Annotated in this window: 15 protein-coding genes; 5 read left to right on the top strand and 10 right to left on the bottom strand. The window is 73.3% G+C overall.

Going from position 1 to position 15,520, the window contains the following annotated elements; all coding sequences use genetic code 11:
* Positions 1-7: 7 nt before the first annotated feature.
* Positions 8-1,195, bottom strand: a complete 1,188-nt coding sequence (locus tag BMW85_RS29210; protein ID WP_091087684.1) for a CaiB/BaiF CoA transferase family protein — start codon at positions 1,193-1,195, stop codon at positions 8-10.
* Between the two features lie 66 nt (positions 1,196-1,261).
* On the opposite strand from BMW85_RS29210, the gene BMW85_RS29205 reads away from it, so the two are divergent.
* The 3 genes from BMW85_RS29205 (at position 1,262) to BMW85_RS29195 (ending at position 3,478) form a co-directional block, all read left to right on the top strand.
* Positions 1,262-1,915, top strand: coding sequence for a GntR family transcriptional regulator (locus BMW85_RS29205; RefSeq protein ID WP_091087683.1), 654 nt, complete (start codon positions 1,262-1,264; stop codon positions 1,913-1,915).
* Positions 1,916-2,015: 100 nt separating this feature from the next.
* The gene (locus tag BMW85_RS29200) at positions 2,016-2,768 is read left to right on the top strand and encodes a hypothetical protein (protein ID WP_091087680.1); all 753 of its coding nucleotides are present in this window, start codon (positions 2,016-2,018) and stop codon (positions 2,766-2,768) included.
* Positions 2,765-3,478, top strand: coding sequence for an HAD family hydrolase (locus BMW85_RS29195; protein WP_091087679.1), 714 nt, complete (start codon positions 2,765-2,767; stop codon positions 3,476-3,478). Before BMW85_RS29200 ends, BMW85_RS29195 begins: the two co-directional genes overlap by 4 nt.
* 18 nt (positions 3,479-3,496) lie before the next feature.
* Here the strand turns inward: BMW85_RS29195 and BMW85_RS29190 are convergent, their stop codons facing one another.
* Complete coding sequence (locus BMW85_RS29190; protein WP_091087676.1) at positions 3,497-4,288, bottom strand: inositol monophosphatase family protein; 792 nt, start codon at positions 4,286-4,288, stop codon at positions 3,497-3,499.
* 63 nt (positions 4,289-4,351) lie between these two features.
* On the opposite strand from BMW85_RS29190, the gene BMW85_RS29185 reads away from it, so the two are divergent.
* Positions 4,352-5,092, top strand: a complete 741-nt coding sequence (locus BMW85_RS29185) for a GntR family transcriptional regulator (protein ID WP_091087674.1) — start codon at positions 4,352-4,354, stop codon at positions 5,090-5,092.
* Between the two features lie 13 nt (positions 5,093-5,105).
* On the opposite strand, the gene BMW85_RS29180 is transcribed toward BMW85_RS29185, so the two are convergent.
* From BMW85_RS29180 to BMW85_RS29155, 6 genes are read right to left on the bottom strand one after another with little or no spacing between them, the layout of a single operon-like run.
* Positions 5,106-6,728: a fused response regulator/phosphatase gene (locus BMW85_RS29180; RefSeq protein ID WP_091087672.1), complete on the bottom strand. Its 1,623-nt coding sequence runs from the start codon at positions 6,726-6,728 to the stop codon at positions 5,106-5,108.
* Complete coding sequence (locus BMW85_RS29175) at positions 6,721-8,400, bottom strand: ATP-binding response regulator (RefSeq protein ID WP_091087669.1); 1,680 nt, start codon at positions 8,398-8,400, stop codon at positions 6,721-6,723. The genes BMW85_RS29180 and BMW85_RS29175 overlap by 8 nt, the downstream gene beginning before the upstream one ends.
* Before the next feature lie 25 nt (positions 8,401-8,425).
* A complete protein-coding gene (locus tag BMW85_RS29170) occupies positions 8,426-9,427 on the bottom strand; it encodes an ATP-binding protein (protein WP_245775134.1) in 1,002 nt (333 codons plus the stop codon).
* Positions 9,424-9,825 (bottom strand): anti-sigma regulatory factor, encoded by a 402-nt coding sequence (locus BMW85_RS29165; RefSeq protein ID WP_091087665.1) that lies wholly within the window; start codon positions 9,823-9,825, stop codon positions 9,424-9,426. Before BMW85_RS29165 ends, BMW85_RS29170 begins: the two co-directional genes overlap by 4 nt.
* Positions 9,822-10,202 carry an STAS domain-containing protein gene (locus BMW85_RS29160; protein ID WP_218155964.1) on the bottom strand — a complete coding sequence of 127 codons (381 nt, stop codon included), beginning with the start codon at positions 10,200-10,202 and terminating at the stop codon, positions 9,822-9,824. The genes BMW85_RS29165 and BMW85_RS29160 overlap by 4 nt, the downstream gene beginning before the upstream one ends.
* Positions 10,202-11,065 (bottom strand): STAS domain-containing protein, encoded by an 864-nt coding sequence (locus tag BMW85_RS29155; RefSeq protein ID WP_342743448.1) that lies wholly within the window; start codon positions 11,063-11,065, stop codon positions 10,202-10,204. Before BMW85_RS29155 ends, BMW85_RS29160 begins: the two co-directional genes overlap by 1 nt.
* Positions 11,066-11,260: 195 nt before the next feature.
* On the opposite strand from BMW85_RS29155, the gene BMW85_RS29150 reads away from it, so the two are divergent.
* Positions 11,261-11,668 carry a DUF3592 domain-containing protein gene (locus tag BMW85_RS29150; protein ID WP_143082429.1) on the top strand — a complete coding sequence of 136 codons (408 nt, stop codon included), beginning with the start codon at positions 11,261-11,263 and terminating at the stop codon, positions 11,666-11,668.
* Between the two features lie 16 nt (positions 11,669-11,684).
* Here the strand turns inward: BMW85_RS29150 and BMW85_RS29145 are convergent, their stop codons facing one another.
* Positions 11,685-13,745 carry an alpha-galactosidase gene (locus BMW85_RS29145; protein WP_177240939.1) on the bottom strand — a complete coding sequence of 687 codons (2,061 nt, stop codon included), beginning with the start codon at positions 13,743-13,745 and terminating at the stop codon, positions 11,685-11,687.
* A 147-nt stretch (positions 13,746-13,892) separates the two neighbouring features.
* Complete coding sequence (locus tag BMW85_RS29140; RefSeq protein ID WP_091087654.1) at positions 13,893-15,338, bottom strand: pectate lyase family protein; 1,446 nt, start codon at positions 15,336-15,338, stop codon at positions 13,893-13,895.
* Positions 15,339-15,520: the final 182 nt, after the last annotated feature.

The following is a 15,520-nucleotide window of genomic DNA, read 5'->3' as shown; positions in this document are numbered from 1 at the left end:
GGCGGGATCATGCGATCACCCCGGCCTCGCGCAGCTCGGCCAGGCGCTCGCGGGAGTAGTCGAGCTCGCCCAGCACCTCGTCGGTGTCCCTGCCGAGCGGACGCCCCGGCCAGCGGATCTCGCCCGGGGTGTCCGACAGGCGGAACATGACGTTCTGCATGGTGACGGTGCCCAGCTCCTCGTCGGGCAGCTCGACGAAGGTGCCGAGCGCCTCGTACTGAGGGTCCTGGGCGATGTCGGTGACGTCGTAGATGGGCGCGACGGCGGCCTGCGCCTCCTCGAAGCGGGCTACGACCTCGGCGGCGTCACGCTCGGCGATCCAGGAGGCGACGGCCTCGTCCAGCTCGTCCACGTGCTGGACGCGGCCCTGCCCGGTGGCGAACCACGGCTGCTCGACCAGGTCGGGCCGGCCGACGAGGGTGACCACGCGCTCGGCGATCGGCTGGGCGCTGGTGGAGATCGCCAGCCAGCGGCCGTCGCGGGTGCGGTAGGTGTTGCGGGGGGCGTTGCTGCTGGACCGGTTGCCGGTGCGCTGCGGCACCACGCCGAGCGCCTTGTAGGCGGTCATCTGCGGCCCCAGCAGGCCCATGATCGGCTCGATGATGGCCAGGTCGATCACCTGGCCGCGACCGGTGCGCTCGCGGGCGTGCAGGGCGAGCATGATCGCGTACGACATGGCGAGGCCCGCGATGCCGTCGGCGAGGGCCAGGGGCGGCAGCGTGGGCGGGCCGTCGGGCTGACCGGTCATGGCCGCGAAGCCGCTCATCGCCTCGGCCAGCGTGCCGAACCCCGGCTGCCGCGCCATCGGCCCGTGCTGCCCGAACCCGGTCATCCTGGCCACGATCAGCCGGGGGTTGAGCTTCAGCAGGTCCTCGGGGTCGAGGTCCCAGCGTTCGAGCGTGCCGGGGCGGAAGTTCTCGATCAGCACGTCGGAGCGCTCGCACAGGCGGCGCAGGATCTCCTGGCCCTCGGCGCGCGACAGGTCGACGGCGGCGGTGCGCTTGTTGCGGGCGAGCGTCTTCCACCACAGGCCGACGCCGCCGGCCGACGCGCCGTGGCCGCGCGACGGGTCGCCGCGCCGGGGGTGCTCGATCTTGATCACGTCGGCGCCGAAGTCGCCGAGCATCATCGCGGCGGAGGGACCGGCGAACAGGGTCGCCGCGTCGATGACCCGCAGGTCGCCGAGGATCGTCATGAAATGTAAGTTATAAGAAATATGTCATAGGTCAATCCGACGAGAACGTACGGGACACTGGACGACATGTCAGCGCTGGAGCCGCGGCCCCCTGTCAGCAAGGCCGACTACGTCTACAACACGCTGCTCGACGACCTCCGCAACGCGCGCATCCCCGGCGGGACCGCGCTGCGGGCCGGCGAGGTGGCCAGGCGGCTCGGCGTGTCCGTCACGCCGGTGCGCGAGGCGCTGCGCAGGCTGGAGAAGGACCGCCTCATCAGATATGAGGCGCACCACGGGGCCACCGTGGTGGACCTCGGCGAGGAGGCGCTGGCGGAGTACTACGGTCTGCGCGCCGTCGTCGAAGGGCTCGGCGCCCGGCTCGCCGCCGCCCGCGTCACGGCCGAGGAGCTGGCCGAGCTGCGCGAGCTGCACGCCGCCATGGTCGAGGACGCCGCGCACGGCCGGGGCGACCGGCTGGGCGAGCAGAGCCTCCGCTTCCACCTGCGCATCGTGGACATCGGCGGGCCCGCGTTCCTGGGCGCGCACGCGCGGGCGGTGCGCAACAGCGTCCCCGTGCCGGCGGAGGCGTCGCTGTGGCTGGCGCCGGACCAGGTCCAGGCCCAGCTCGACGCGCACGAGGCCATCCTGGCGGCCCTGGCGTCGGGCGACGGCGAGGCGGCCGAGCACGCCATGATCGAGCACGTCCGGCAGGCGGGCGCCTTCCGCGCCCGCACCTGACCCGCCTCCACCGACGCCCTCTTTGCAACGGGGTGAGCGGTGATGCACGATGCCACTCTGGTGCTCCCGCACTCCACGCCGATCGGGAAGGGCCTCAACCGTGGCGGACACGTGGATCCTGCATCCCGACTACCGGACTCCCCCGGTCCCCACAGGCGCAGGCATCGCCCCCGGCCCCTGGCGGCACCCCGAGGGCGGCCACATCATGAACGGCACCTACCAGCGCCCCCTGCCCGACCGGCGGGTCGAGGTCGTCACCGTCTGGTACGGCTACCCGCTCAGCCACTGGCGCGGCCCCCGCATGCCGCGCTTCAGCAGCCCGCTGGTGTCGGCATGGAACCCCGTGCTCGCCCAGGGCCTGACGGTGGACCCGGCCGCGCCGACGCCCTACCGGGACGAGCTGTGGTGCGACCGGTGGATCGCCGAGGCCCTGCTGTACGGGCGCAAGCCGTACGGGGCGTTCACGCTGCCGGTGGAGGAGGCGCTGCGCTGGTTCGCCGCGAGCGGCGGCGCCGGCCTGGTCTACCGGGCGGAGCCGGCCGGCGAGCTGGTCCGGGTGGTGGCGGGCACCGCCGCGCGCTACGCCCTGCTGTTCGACCTCGACTCGCTCATCGCCGACTACCTGGAGGCGCTGCCGCCTGAGCTGGCCGAGCCGGAGGCGGCGGCGCTCGACGAGCACCGGCGCGACTCCCCCGCCGTCCGCTACGTGCTCACCGACGACGCCGAGACCCGCTTCGCCCGGGCGCCGCTGTCGGTGCGCGGCCTGACCCTGGGCTACCCGCCGCACGAGACCGCCGAGCGCATCGCCCTCTCTGCCGCGCCCGGGGCGCGCCCGGTATCGTCGGGGCCATGATCAAGGGGGTCCTGTTCGACCTGGACGGCACGCTGCTCGACCACCGGGCCGCCGCCGACGCGGCGATCGCGGACTGGCTCGCGGCGCGTTTCCCCGGCCATCCGCGCGGGGCCGAGGCGCCCGCGTTGTGGGCGGCGCTGGAGGGGCCTTACCTCGCGCGCTGGCAGGCGGGCGAGTGCACGGTGCAGGAGCAGCGCCGGCTGCGTCTGCGCGCCCTGTGCAGGGAGCTCGACGTGCCCGAGCCCGGCCCCGGGACGGACGGCCTCGACGCGGCCTACGCCGACTTCGCCGCCCGCTACCGGCGGAGCTGGACCGCCTTCCCCGACGCGGCGGCGGCCGTGGCCGCCCTGGCCGGGTCCGCAGGGCCGGCGCTCGGGGTGCTCACCAACGGCACGCAGCCGATGCAGGAGGCCAAGGTCCGCGCGATCGGCCTGGCCGGCCCGCTGCATACGGTGCTGACCGGCGAGGTGCTGGACGGGCACTTCAAGCCGTCACCCGCCGCCTACACCGGCGCCGCCGCGGCCCTCGGGCTGGCGCCGGAGGAGGTGCTGCTAGTGGGCGACGACGTCGTGAGGGACGTGACGGCACCGGCGGTCACCGGCATGCGCTCGGCCTGGCTCGACCGGCTCGGCGTGGAGCGGGCGCCGGCCGGCTTCCCGCGCATCACGACGCTGGCCGCCCTGCCCGCCCTCGTCGCGTCGCTCGACTGAGGGGGCCGGGCGGGGCGGTCAGGACGGGGTGCGGCGCAGGCGGCCGCTCACCTCGGCCAGGGCCGAGCCGGCCAGGTCGAAGCCGCCGACGTGCGCCAGGTAGTCGCCCTTGACCAGGGGGTCACCCAGATAGACGCCGCCCGCCTGGCGCACCAGCAGCGCCCCGGCGGCGACGTCCCAGGGCTGGGACCCGGTGCCGTAGGTGGCGTCGGACCAGCCGGCAGCGACGTGCGCCAGGTTGAGCGCCGTGCTGCCCGGCCGCCGGATGGTGGAGAACGCGCGCAGGAGCCGCCCGTAGCGCAGCAGCGCCTCGTCGCCCTCGGCCTCGAGGTCGCCCGGCTGCGGGTAGGAGCACAGCAGCATGGCCTCACGGTCGCCGGCCGCGCCGCGGCTGCGGATCGGCTCGCCGTTGCACCAGGCGCCCTCGGTGCTCGCGGTGAACGCGTCGTCGCGCACCGGGTCGTAGACCACGCCGGCCACCAGCTCGCCGTGCACGGCGGCGGCGATGGAGACGCAGAAGTAGGGCAGGCCGGCGGCGAAGTTGGCGGTGCCGTCGATCGGGTCGACGTACCAGACGAGGTCGCCGGAGCCGGTGGCCCCTCCCTCCTCGCCGACCACGGCGCTGCCGGGGGCGCGCGCCTCGATGACCGCGCGGATCGCCTCCTCGGCGGCGCGGTCGTGCTCGGTGACGGGGTCGTGGAAGTCGCGTTTGGTGTCCACCGCGGGCCGGGACCGGAACGCCTCGCGCAGCCGGGGGCCCACGGACCTGGCCGCCTCGGCGGCGGTGTCGAGCAGCTCTGTCGCATCCATCGTTCCCACCCTAACGCGCCGATCGTTTGTCATGACATTCTGACCTCGGTTAAGCTGATCAGCATGACCTCGAATCTGGCGATCGACCTGGATCGATCCAGCCCCGTGCCACTCTATTTCCAGGTGGCCGAGCAGATCGCCGAGGCCATCCGGCGAGGCGACCTGCCCCCCGGCTCGCGGCTGGACAACGAGATCCTGCTGGCCGACCGGCTCGGCCTGTCGCGCCCCACGATCCGCCAGGCGATCCAATATCTCGTGGACAAGGGCCTGCTGGTCCGCAAGCGGGGCGTCGGCACGCAGGTGGTGCACGGCCAGGTCAAGCGCTCGGTCGAGCTGACCAGCCTCTACGACGACCTGCGCCGCGCCGGCCAGGAGCCGGCCACGCAGGTGCTGGCGCTGGAGCCGCGCACGGCCGAGGAGGACGTCGCCGCCGTGCTCGGCGTCGAGCCCGGCGCCGACATCCTCTACCTGGAGCGGCTGCGCTTCGCGGCGAGCGAGCCGCTGGCCGTGCTGCACAACTGGCTGCCGCTGGGCCTCGCCCAGCTCACCCGCGCCGACCTGCAGACCCGCGGCCTGTACGAGCTGCTGCGCGCCGCGGGCGTACGCATGCGGGTGGCCAACCAGCGCATCGGGGCCCGCGCCGCCTCCCAGGCCGAGGCGCGGCTGCTGGCCGAGCGCCGCGGCGCCCCGCTGCTCACCATGGTCCGCACCACCTACGACGACCAGGGCCGGGCGGTCGAGCACGGCTCGCACGTCTACCGCGCCTCGCACTACTCCCTGGAGGTCACGCTCATCGAGCGGTGAGCGGCGTCCGGCGTCACCCCTCGGCGGGCAGCGGCGGGCGATCATCGGGGCGGCGGCGGACGATCACCAGGGCGACGTCGTCCTCCCGTGCGCCGAAGGTGTCGATGAGCCGGCCGGCCGCCTCGTCCATGTCGTCGCCGATCTCCTCGGCGGCGCGCCGGGCGATCTCCAGGCTGTCGTCGAGATACTTGTCGCGGTCCTCCACGAGCCCGTCGGTGAACATCAGCACCGACCCGCCCGGCGGCACCACGACTCGGTCGATCCGGTAGACCTCCTCGGCCACGCCCAGGAGCAGGTTGCCGAAGCGCTCGTGGTAGCGGGCCCCGCCGTCGCCGTCGAGCAGCAGTGGCGGGATGTGGCCGGCGTTGGCGATCTGCGCCTCGCCGGTCGCCGGGTCGAGCAGCGTCAGGCACACGGTCGCGGTCATCCGCGGGTGGTAGCGGCGCAGCACGTCGTTGAGCAGCGACAGCGACTGGTCGAGCTCCACCTTGCCGATGAGCGAGGCGCGCAGCGCGTGGCGCAGCTCGGCCATCACGGTGGCGGCCAGCAGCGAGTGCCCCTGGACGTCGCCGACCGCGACCAGGACCTGCTCGCCCAGCTCCAGCACCTCGTAGAAGTCGCCGCCCACCTCGACGTTGTCCACCGCCGGCTGGTAGCGCCAGACGATGTCGAGCCCCGCCACCTGGGGGACGCGCGAGGGCAGCAGGCTGCGCTGCAGGGTCAGCGCGATCGCGTGCTCCTCGGCGTAGGCGCGCAGCGCCTCCACCGCCAGCGCCACGGCCTGGCCGAGCTGGCGCAGCATGCTCAGCTCGTCCTGGTCCAGCTCGGGGTCCGGCTCCACGCCGAGCAGCACGGGCGGCCGGTCGCGTTTGGTGCGCGACAGCACGGCCGTGATGTCCTGCCGGGACGGGGTGTCGGGCGCGATCCCCGACCAGTAGTCGTGCGGGATGATGAGGAACTCCGTGCCGGCCCGCTGGCCGAGCGCCCGCTCGCCGAGGAACTGCAGCACGGGCGGCTGGACCGTCCTGAACGTGGGGGTCCCGTCCGGCGGCAGCGCGGTCAGCCTGCGGGTACGCCCGTCGGGCGCGAGAGCCACCACCCCGGTCCTCCGCCCCAGGATGCGGCTGGTGCCCGAGACGGCGGTGGACAGCAGCTCGTCGAAGGTCTGGGCGGCGTTCATGGCCAGCGTGAGGTCGGTGAGCGCGCCGAGGCGGGCGGCCAGGCGCTCGGCCCGCTGCCGCGCCCGGTGGTAGCGCAGGGCCGCCTCCACGGTGGCGACGAACTCGTCCGGCTCGACCGGCTCGGCCAGGTAGCCGTCGGCGCCCCGGTGCAGGCCGAGCGCCCGGTCGGCGGCGGTGATGGCCGCGCCGGAGATCTGGATCACGGGGATCGAGGACGTCGCGGGATCGCTCTTGATGCGCTCGCACACCTCGTAGCCGGAGATGTCCGGCAGCCGTACGTCGAGCACCACCAGGTCGGGATGGAGCTCGGCGATGCGCTGCAGCGCCTCCAGGCCGCCGGTGGCCTCGACCACCGCGTACCCGGCCCGGCGCAGCCAGCTCGACAGGATGTAGAGCTTGGTGGGGGTGTCGTCGACGACGAGGATCGTCGCCTCCGGCGGCGTCGCGTCACTCATCACGGCTCCCCAGTGCCTGGCGGATGGCGTTCAGCAGCACGTCCCTGCGCAGTCCCTGCTTGCCGAGCACGGCCTCGGCCCGCTCGGGACGCCGGTGCGCCTGCGCCAGAGTGACGATGATCACGGGGACGTCCCGCAGCCGCTCGTCGCCCGCCATGCGCTGCAGGACGGCCGTGCCGTCGAGGCCGGGCATGAGCAGGTCCAGCAGGGCCAGGTCGGGCGGCGCGGCGGCCATCGCGGCGAGCGCGGCGGCGCCGTCGGGCGCCTCGTCGATGTGCGCGGCGAACCCGGTGAGCATGCGCCGCACCCCGGCGCGGAAGTTCTCGTCGTCGTCGGCGACGAGGATCCGCTGCGCGACGGGCACGTCGTGCGACTCGTACGGCAGCCGCAGCACCGCCGTGGTGCCCTCCCCCAGCGTGCTGGCCAGGGTCAGCGTGCCGCCCATCGCCTCGGCCAGCCGCCGCGCGTACGCCAGCCCGAGGCCGGTGCCCTTGGCCCGGGTCTGCGCCGGCCCCGGCACCTGGTAGAACTCCTCGAAGACCCGTTCCAGGTGCTCGGCGGGGATGCCGATGCCCGTGTCGGCGACGGTGAAGACCGTCTCGCCGGCGGCCGGGTCGTGGGCCACCTCCAGCACGACCTCGCCCTCCTGGGTGAACTTCAGGCTGTTGGCCAGCAGGTTGCGCAGGATCCTGGTGAGCATGGCCTCGTCGGCCTGCATGGTGAACGGCGGCGGCGGGACGTTGACGCGCAGCGTGACCCGATCGGTGCTCTGCGCCGGCCCCATCGTCATGCGCAGCCGTTCGGCCAGGGCGACGAGGTCGACGGTGGTGAGCTGCGGGTCGAGCCGCCCCGACTCGGCCTTGCCGATGTCGAGCAGCTCGCTGACCAGGGTGAGCAGGGTCTCGGCCGAGGAGCCGATCAGCTCGACCTGCCGCGCCTGCTCCTCGCCCAGCGGCTCCCCGCCGGGGCCGGTCAGCAGCCGGACCAGGCCGATGATCGAGTTGAGCGGCGTGCGCAGCTCGTGGCTGACCGTGGCCCAGAACCGGTTCTTGGCGTCGCTGGCCTCGCGCAGCTGCATCGACTTCTCGTCCAGCTCGGCGTAGAGCGCGACGACGCCCCGGTTGGTCTCCTCCAGCTCGGCGGAGAGCTGGTTGTACAGCGCCATGACGCCGTGGTTGGTCTCCTCCAGCTCGGCGTTGAGCTGGCGGACCGCCTCCAGGGTCGAGGCGAGCTCGTGGTTCTGCTGGCGCAGCTCGTCCAGCGCGCTGACCGGGGCCAGGGCGTTGACCTTGGCGCGGACCTGCGCGGCCGACAGCGCGGACGCGCTCGCCGGCAGCCGCTTGCGCAGCACCACCCGGCCGCGCTCGCCGGCGTCGACCGCGTCCATGAGCCGCCCGGCCATGGTCACGCCCTCGTCCACGTGACGGGCGGCGGCGTCGGGGAAGCTCACCTCCATCACGAGGTCGCCGAGGTCGAGGGCGAAGACGACCACCATGCCGGCCGCGCCCTCGATGACGATCTCCCTGCCCAGCTCGCTCAGCGCGGTCGCCACCCGGATCTGGTCCTGCTGGGACATGCCGAGCGCGGCGGCGACCTCGCGGCCCACCTGGCGCATGGCGAAGACGTCCGGCTCGCCGGCGACGGTGACCGTGGCCAGCTGGGCCGCTCTCACGGCGCCCTCCCCATGAGGTCGCGCGTCACGGGGCCGTCCCGACGGCGAGCACGGCGGCGTCGTCCCTGCGCGTGCCGGCGTCCCGCAGCAGGGTGGCGGCCACGACGACGGGGGAACGGGCGGCCAGGCCGGGGAAGGAGATCGGGTCCCACCGGTCGGTGAGCCCGTCCGAGTGCATGACGAGCACGCTGTGCGGCGGGACGGCGTACTCGTACTCGCGCAGGCGGCTGCGCTGGTGCCCGGCGATGCCCGGCACGGAGATCATGCCCTGCCGGCCCTCGGCGTGCACGATCCAGCCCGAGACGTTGCCGAGCCCGGCGTAGCGGACCACACCCCGCTCGCGGTCCAGCCGGGCGACGGCCACGGCCCCGCCCCTGGTGCCCGTCAGCGCCCGGTGGACGCGCTCCAGCAGCTCCAGCACGGGCAGGTGGTGGTGCTGCTCGAAGACCCGTACGGCCTCGCGGGAGGCGGCGGCCGCGGCGGGCCCGTGGCCGAGGCCGTCGCAGAGCAGGGCGATCGCCGTGCCGCCGCCCTCCACGTACGCGAAGGCATCGCCCGAGACGACCTCCTCCCCGATGGGGCGGGTCAGCCCGCTCACCTGGGAGACGGGGGCCGGCGCGTCGGCGGCGGTGAAGCACATGGTCACCACCGTGCCACGTCCGGGCAGGGAATAGACCTCGTGCGCTGTGGCCATCCTGGCGATCCCGCCGAGGCCGACGCCGAGCGTGCCCGCGGTGGAGTAACCGTCGCGTACGGCGCTGCGCACGTCGCGCATGCCAGGCCCCTTGTCCAGGGCGATCACCTCGACGGCGGTCGCCGCCTCGGGATGGGCCCGGATCAGCATCATGCCCTCGACCGCGTGCTTGACCAGGTTGGAGGCCGCCTCGCTGACGGCGACGCCCACCCGCCCGCGGTCGTGCTCGTCGAAGCCGCACGCCTCCGCCAGGTTCGCCGCGGCCCTGCGGGCCGCCCCGATCGCGCTGGCGTCCTCGATCCGGACCCAGGACTCGTCCCCGGAACGGATCATCTCGCCCACTTGATCACTGTGACCCGCGTCCCTTCGCCGGTTTTGGACTCCAGGTCGAACTCGTCCACCAACCGGCGTGATCCGCTCAGCCCGAGGCCGAGGCCGCCGCCCGTGGACCACCCGTCGGTCAGGGCCAGGTCCAGGTCGGGGATGCCGGGGCCCTCGTCGGTGAAGTCGAGGCGCAGCCCGTCGCGTACGCCGTTGTTGACGACCTCGATCCGCACCTGGCCGCCGCCGGCGTACATCAGGGCGTTGCGGGCGAGCTCGCTGGCCGCGGTGACCACTTTGGTCTGGTCGACCAGCGACAGGCCGACCTGCTGGGCGCTGTTGCGCACCTGCTGGCGCACGATGACCACGTCGCTGTTGCCCGCGATGACGAGCTCGACGGCGGACGTCACTCCGGCACCGCTACCGGGTCGGCTCCGCCGCGTTCCTTGAGCATCGCGACACCCTTCTCCAGGTTGAGCGCGGTGCGGACGCCGCCGAGCGACAGCCCGAGCTCGACCAGCGTGATCGCGACCGCGGGCCGCATGCCCACGACGATGGTCTCGGCGTCCAGCATGCGCGAGATCGACGCGATGGTCGAGAGCATGCGCCCGATGAAGGAGTCGACGATCTCCACGGCGGTGATGTCGATGATCACGCCGCGGGCCCGGCTCTCGACGATCGCGTCCGCCAGGTCCTCCTGCAGCATGAGCACGCTCTGGTCCTGCAGGTCGATCTGGATGGAGACGATGAGGAGGTCACCGAGTTTGAGAACGGGGACACGTTCCATCAAACCCGCTCCAACCCGACGACGACGTGCTTGTCGGCCCGCTGCGTGACCTGCACCCCGCTCTTGCGCAGCGTGTAGGCGAGGGCGTCGGCCAGCGAGGCCTTGGTGACGATGTCGCCGAACTCGATGCCGAGGGTGACGATGGTGTGCGCGATCTGGGGGCGGATGCCGGAGATGACGCACTCGGCGCCCATGAGCCGGGCCGCCACCACGGCCTTGAGCAGGTGCTGCGCCACCTGGGTGTCGACGGCCGGCACGCCGGTGATGTCGATCACGGCGTGCTCGGAGCCGGTCTCCACCAGCCCCTGGAGCAGCTTCTCCATGACCACCTGCGTACGGGCCGAGTCGAGCGTGCCCACCAGCGGCACCGCGAGGATGCCGTCCCACAGCTTGACCACCGGCGTGGACAGCTCCAGGAGCTGCTCGGCCTGGTCGGTGATGATCTTCTCGCGGGCGCTGACGAAGGTCTCGAACGTGAACAGGCCGAGGTCGTCGATCTGCCGCGCCAGCCAGATGTAGCCGCGCAGGGCCGTGACGTCGTCCTCCGACTCGATCAGCCCGTAGACCGCCTCCTTGAGGCTGAACACCACGGCGGCGGTCTCCGCCGGCGTGAAGCCCTCCCTGGCCTGCTTCCGCGACAGGTCGGCGAGCAGGCCGCGCAGGTCGGAGGCGTCCCCTCCCTCACCGATGAACTGCAGCAGTGCCTGGTAGACCTCGCGCAGCCGCCCGGCCAGCACGCTGCGGTCGGCCCTGCCTCCTACGGTGGCGCCCGCGAGGTCGATCCAGCGCTTGAGGACGGTCTCCTCCTTGGCCCGCAGGAGTTCGTCCATGCGGAGCTGGCCGGCGTCGCCGTGAGCTGTCAAAGTGTGCTCCCGAAGATGGGGTGTTTGTCGTGAATCGACACGAAGGCTACCGGGCTTTGTGCCCTGCCTCCATGCGTTCCCGTCGGCGGCCCGCATGGAAGCCGTTATTTCGCAAGCGACGATCAAGCGGCATGCAAACGACGTTGCCTAGAAAACACCAGGAAGGTCGGAGAACAGGAAGAACGGGGAAAGACAGTGAGCTCCGGAACATGGCTGCCCCTGGCGATCGCAGGTGTGACGATGCTCATCACGGCCGGGGTCTGGGTGCCCGTCGCCGTCGCCGCGCGGGGCGGGCGGCGGCTGCTCGCCACCGGCGTCCCCGCGCAGGCCGTCGTCGAGTCCGTGACCGACACCGGGATGTCGGTCGACGAACGGCCGGTGGCGCGCTTCGTGCTCGCCGTACGCGCCGCGGACGGCGAGATCTACCGGGTCACGCACCGGCAGTCGCTGCCGCGCGTCCCGATGGGGATCCTCGCGCCCGGCACGGTGCTGCCGGTCAAGGTGGACCGGCGGCGGCGCGAGCGCGTACGGATCGACTGGGCGGACTGGCGGCCCGCGCCCGCCGCGTACCCGGCCCCCTACCCCTACAACGTGCCCCGGTAGCCGCCGGGGCGGGCCGTCAGACCCGCTCCAGCTCGATGACCACCACAGAGGCGGGCTGGAGCGCGGGCGCGGGCAGCCCCAGCTCGGCCAGCGCCGCCCCCGGCAGCCGCACCGGCTCGCTCGCCCACCACGGCATGAGCGCGGAGCCGGGCACCGGACCGGCCACGCGCACCTCGTAGCGGGCGGCCGGGTCCAGGCCGGGCAGCCGCAGCGGCGCGGGCGCCGACTCGGGCCGCGAGCTCAGCTGCGCGTAGCCGTACACCGCCCGCTCCGGCAGCACCACCCCGTGCAGCAGCGCCGACGGGTCAGGATGGTCGGCGCGGACCACCCGCCCGGCGTGCAGCACCGGCCGCAGCCGCTTGTGCAGCGCGATCCAGACGGCCAGCTCCTCCAGCTCCGCCTCGCTCGCCGAGGTGAGGTCCCACTCCACGCCCATGTGCCCGAACAGTGCGGTGCCCGCGCGGAAGGCCAGCGGCAGCGACCGGCCGGTGATGTGGTCATGCGGCGCGCCGACGTGCGCGCCCATGCGCTCCGGCGGCACCAGCAGCCCGGTCCAGCGCTGGATGGCCTGCCGGTCGAGCGCGTCGTTGCTGTCGGAGGCCCACACCCGGTCGGTACGGGCCAGCACCCCGTAGTCGACGCGGGCGCCGCCCGACGAGCACGACTCGATCTCCAGCCCCGGATGGCGGGCGCGCAGCTCGTCCAGCAGGCGATAGGCCGCGAGGGTCTGCGCGTGCACGCCGGGCACCCCGTCATGGACGGGCTCGGCGATGTCGCGGTTGTGGTCCCACTTGAGGTAGTCGAGGGCGTACTCGTTGATCAGCGCGTCGATCCGCTCCAGCAGGTAGGCGTACGCCTCGGGCCTGGCCAGGTCGAGCGTCTGCTGGTTGCGGTGCGGCGGCGGCAGCCGCTCCGCCTGGCCGAGCACCCAGTCGGGGTGGGCGCGGGCCAGGTCGGAGTCGGGGTTGACCATCTCCGGCTCGAACCACAGGCCGAACTGCATGCCGAGCCCGCGCAGCCGCTCGGCCAGCGGGTGCAGGCCGCCCGGCCAGACGCCCTCGTCGACGTACCAGTCGCCGAGGCCGGCCCGGTCGTCGCGGCGGTGGCGGAACCAGCCGTCGTCGAGCACGAACCGCTCGACCCCGGCCGCCGCGGCCCGCTCGGCCAGCTCCAGCAGCCGGTCCAGGCCGTGGTCGAAGTAGGTCGCCTCCCAGTTGTTGAGCGTGACCGGCCGGACCGGCAGCGGCCGGGCGGCGCGCAGGTGGTCGTGCAGCCGGGCGCTCGCGCCGTCCAGTCCCTCCGCCGACCAGGTGAAGTAGACGAGCGGCGTGCTGTAGCTCTCGCCCTGCCGCAGGACGATCTCGCCGGGCTCGGGCAGCTCGCCCGCGCCCAGCAGCGCCGCGCCCTCCTGCAGCCGCTCGGCGTAGTGGACGTGGTCGCCGCTCCAGCCGGCGTGCACCGCCCACACCTCGCCGGAGCGGAAGCCGAAGCCCGCGGCGCCCGCCACGAGCAGGCCGGTCCCGTCGTGCCCCGTCCGGCCGCGCCGGTTCTCCCTGCTCCACACGCCGTGCGCGAACGCCCGCCGCTGCGGCACCTTCTCCAGCGCCCAGCGCCCGGTGAAGTCCAGCAGCTCGCCGGCGCGCGCCGGCACCGGCAGCGCGCACACCAGCCCCGCCAGCCGGTACGGCGAGGCCGCCGTGTTGGTGACCGTGTGCCGCAGCGTCACCACGCCATAGGCGTCCATGCCCAGCTCGCTCACCAGCGACAGGCCCGCCCGCTCGTCGGCGGCGGTGACCGCCACGGTGCCGCCCCTGCCCGGCTCCGCCGAGACGTCCGTGCCGCCCAGGGTCCAGCGGACCGGCCAGTGCTCGCCGTCGCGGGAGCCCGCCAGGCCGGGGCGGCCGTACCAGCCGTCGCCCTGGGCGGGCAGCAGCGGCGGCGCCGTCACCAGGGACGCCAGCAGGGGAAGCAGCTCGGCCCCGTCGTCCGTGCCGGGCGCGGCGCCGAAGTGGCGTACGCGGGGCAGGCCGGGACCGGAGGCGTCGATCAGGAGGGCGACATCCGCGGCGGACAGCATCAGGAAGGACAAGCCGGGCTCCTCACGCAACAGGCTCAGGGGGTGTGACGCGCGGAAAGACGCTATCGAACCCGGCCCCGCCGGGGCGAGGGAAGACCCCTCCGGCGGGCGGTCGCCGGAGGGGCCTCGATCAGGGCGGGAACGGCGTCAGACAGAGATCCGCCCGGCGCCCGCGCCCGCGGTCACGATGGACTTGACGTTGCAGGGGGTGTCCAGCGTGTAGGAGTAGGGGATGGAGGCGACGCTGCCGCCGGCCTGGCCGCTGCCGGAGTTGACGAAGCAGTTGTTGCGCGCCACCAGGTTGCCCGGGCCGGAGTCGCCCTCGCCCCGGTGGTACGGGTCGTCGGTGTTCTCGAAGTAGTTGCCCTCGACCAGCACGCCCGCCTCCTGGGTGGAGGCCACGCCGTAGCTGCCGATGTTGCCGTAGAAGTTGTTGTAGACGTGCACCGGGTTGCCGAAGCGCACCCGCGGGTGGCGCTGGTTGGTGCCGTCGAACCAGTTGTGGTGGTAGGTCACCCGCAGGTGGCCGCGGTCCTCCGAGCCGTTGCCGTCGTCGTGGCCGAGCAGCATCGTCTTGTCGTGGGAGCTGACCCGGTTCCAGGAGATGGTGACGTAGTCGCTGGCCCGCTTGACGTCGACGGCGCCGTCGTAGCCGTTGCTGAAGCTGTTGTGGTCGATCCACACCCGGGTCGAGTACTGGACGTTGATGGCGTCGTCGTTCCAGTTCCTGAAGGTGAGGTTGCGGACGATCACGTTGGACGCCTGGGAGATGTTGAGCCCGCAGCCCGAGATGACGGCGCCGGAGTTGCCGATGATCGTCTTGTTGGAGCCGACCTTCAGCATGCCCGAGCAGGAGATCGTGCCGGAGACCCGGATCACCCCGGCGCCGCTCGCGGACAGGGCGCTGGTCAGCGCCGAGGAGGAGGTGACGGTGGTCGGGCTCGTGCCGCCGCCGCCCGTGGTGCCGCCGCCCTGCGTGGCCCAGCCGACCAGGCCGTTCGGCGTGCCGCCGCCGGGGGGCGGCGTGGTGGGCGTGGTCGTCGGGGTCGGGCCGGTGGTGCCGCCGCTCGTGGGCGCGAGCCTCCACTGCTTGGTGGCCACCGAGTCGCAGGAGTTCACCTGCACCAGCGCTCCGGAGGAGGTGGAGTTGTCCTTGGTGTTGAGGCACTTGCCGCCGTTGGCGTTGGCGATCCTGACGGTGCCGCCGGACTCGGTCACCGTCCAGGTCTGGGACGAGCCGCCGGTGCAGCTCTCCTGCTGCACGGCCTTGCCCGCGGAGGTGCTCGCGCCCTCCACACCGGCGCACTTGCCGCTGTGCGCGGCCTTGACCGTGTAGCCGGAGCCGCCGGCGGCCAGGTTCCAGACCTGGCCTGAGCCGCCGCAGCCGCTCTGGGTGAGCTGCACGCCGTCGGACGAACTGGCGCCCGGCACGGTGAGGCAGAGGCCGCTCGCGTCGTTCACGAGCGTGTACGCCCCGGGCGCCGGAGCGGCGGCCGCCGCCGACGCCATGACGACGCCGGTCACCGCGGAGGCGGTGAGGGTGACGACGCCCGCGAGGACCGCGCCCGTCCTGCCGATGGATGTGTGTCGCACGATTCTGCTCCTTGCTGGCCCGAGCAGACCCGTCAGGTCCGCGAATGGTGTCCCCCCAGCGAGCATTCGTTCACATACATGATCGACGTACGTGAGAGCGAACACGCCACAACATAGGTAAGCGCTTTCCCGCTGTCAATCGCGGCTGAAACTTTCATCACAGAAGCTTGTCGGGGCCGGTG

It is taken from the genome of Nonomuraea wenchangensis (genome assembly GCF_900111685.1).
In the GTDB taxonomy this organism is placed as follows: Bacteria; Actinomycetota; Actinomycetes; order Streptosporangiales; family Streptosporangiaceae; genus Nonomuraea; species Nonomuraea wenchangensis.
Note: the sequence above shows the minus strand (reverse complement) of the source record. Positions and strands in the feature narration are given on the sequence as shown.

Coding starts and splice junctions, on each gene's coding strand:
- BMW85_RS29210 (WP_091087684.1), bottom strand. CDS start 1,195: ATGACGATCCTCGGCGACCTGCGGGTCATCGACGCGGCGACCCTGTTC.
- BMW85_RS29205 (WP_091087683.1), top strand. CDS start 1,262: ATGTCAGCGCTGGAGCCGCGGCCCCCTGTCAGCAAGGCCGACTACGTC.
- BMW85_RS29195 (WP_091087679.1), top strand. CDS start 2,765: ATGATCAAGGGGGTCCTGTTCGACCTGGACGGCACGCTGCTCGACCAC.
- BMW85_RS29190 (WP_091087676.1), bottom strand. CDS start 4,288: ATGGATGCGACAGAGCTGCTCGACACCGCCGCCGAGGCGGCCAGGTCC.
- BMW85_RS29185 (WP_091087674.1), top strand. CDS start 4,352: ATGACCTCGAATCTGGCGATCGACCTGGATCGATCCAGCCCCGTGCCA.
- BMW85_RS29180 (WP_091087672.1), bottom strand. CDS start 6,728: ATGAGTGACGCGACGCCGCCGGAGGCGACGATCCTCGTCGTCGACGAC.
- BMW85_RS29170 (WP_245775134.1), bottom strand. CDS start 9,427: ATGATCCGTTCCGGGGACGAGTCCTGGGTCCGGATCGAGGACGCCAGC.
- BMW85_RS29160 (WP_218155964.1), bottom strand. CDS start 10,202: ATGGAACGTGTCCCCGTTCTCAAACTCGGTGACCTCCTCATCGTCTCC.
- BMW85_RS29145 (WP_177240939.1), bottom strand. CDS start 13,745: ATGCTGTCCGCCGCGGATGTCGCCCTCCTGATCGACGCCTCCGGTCCC.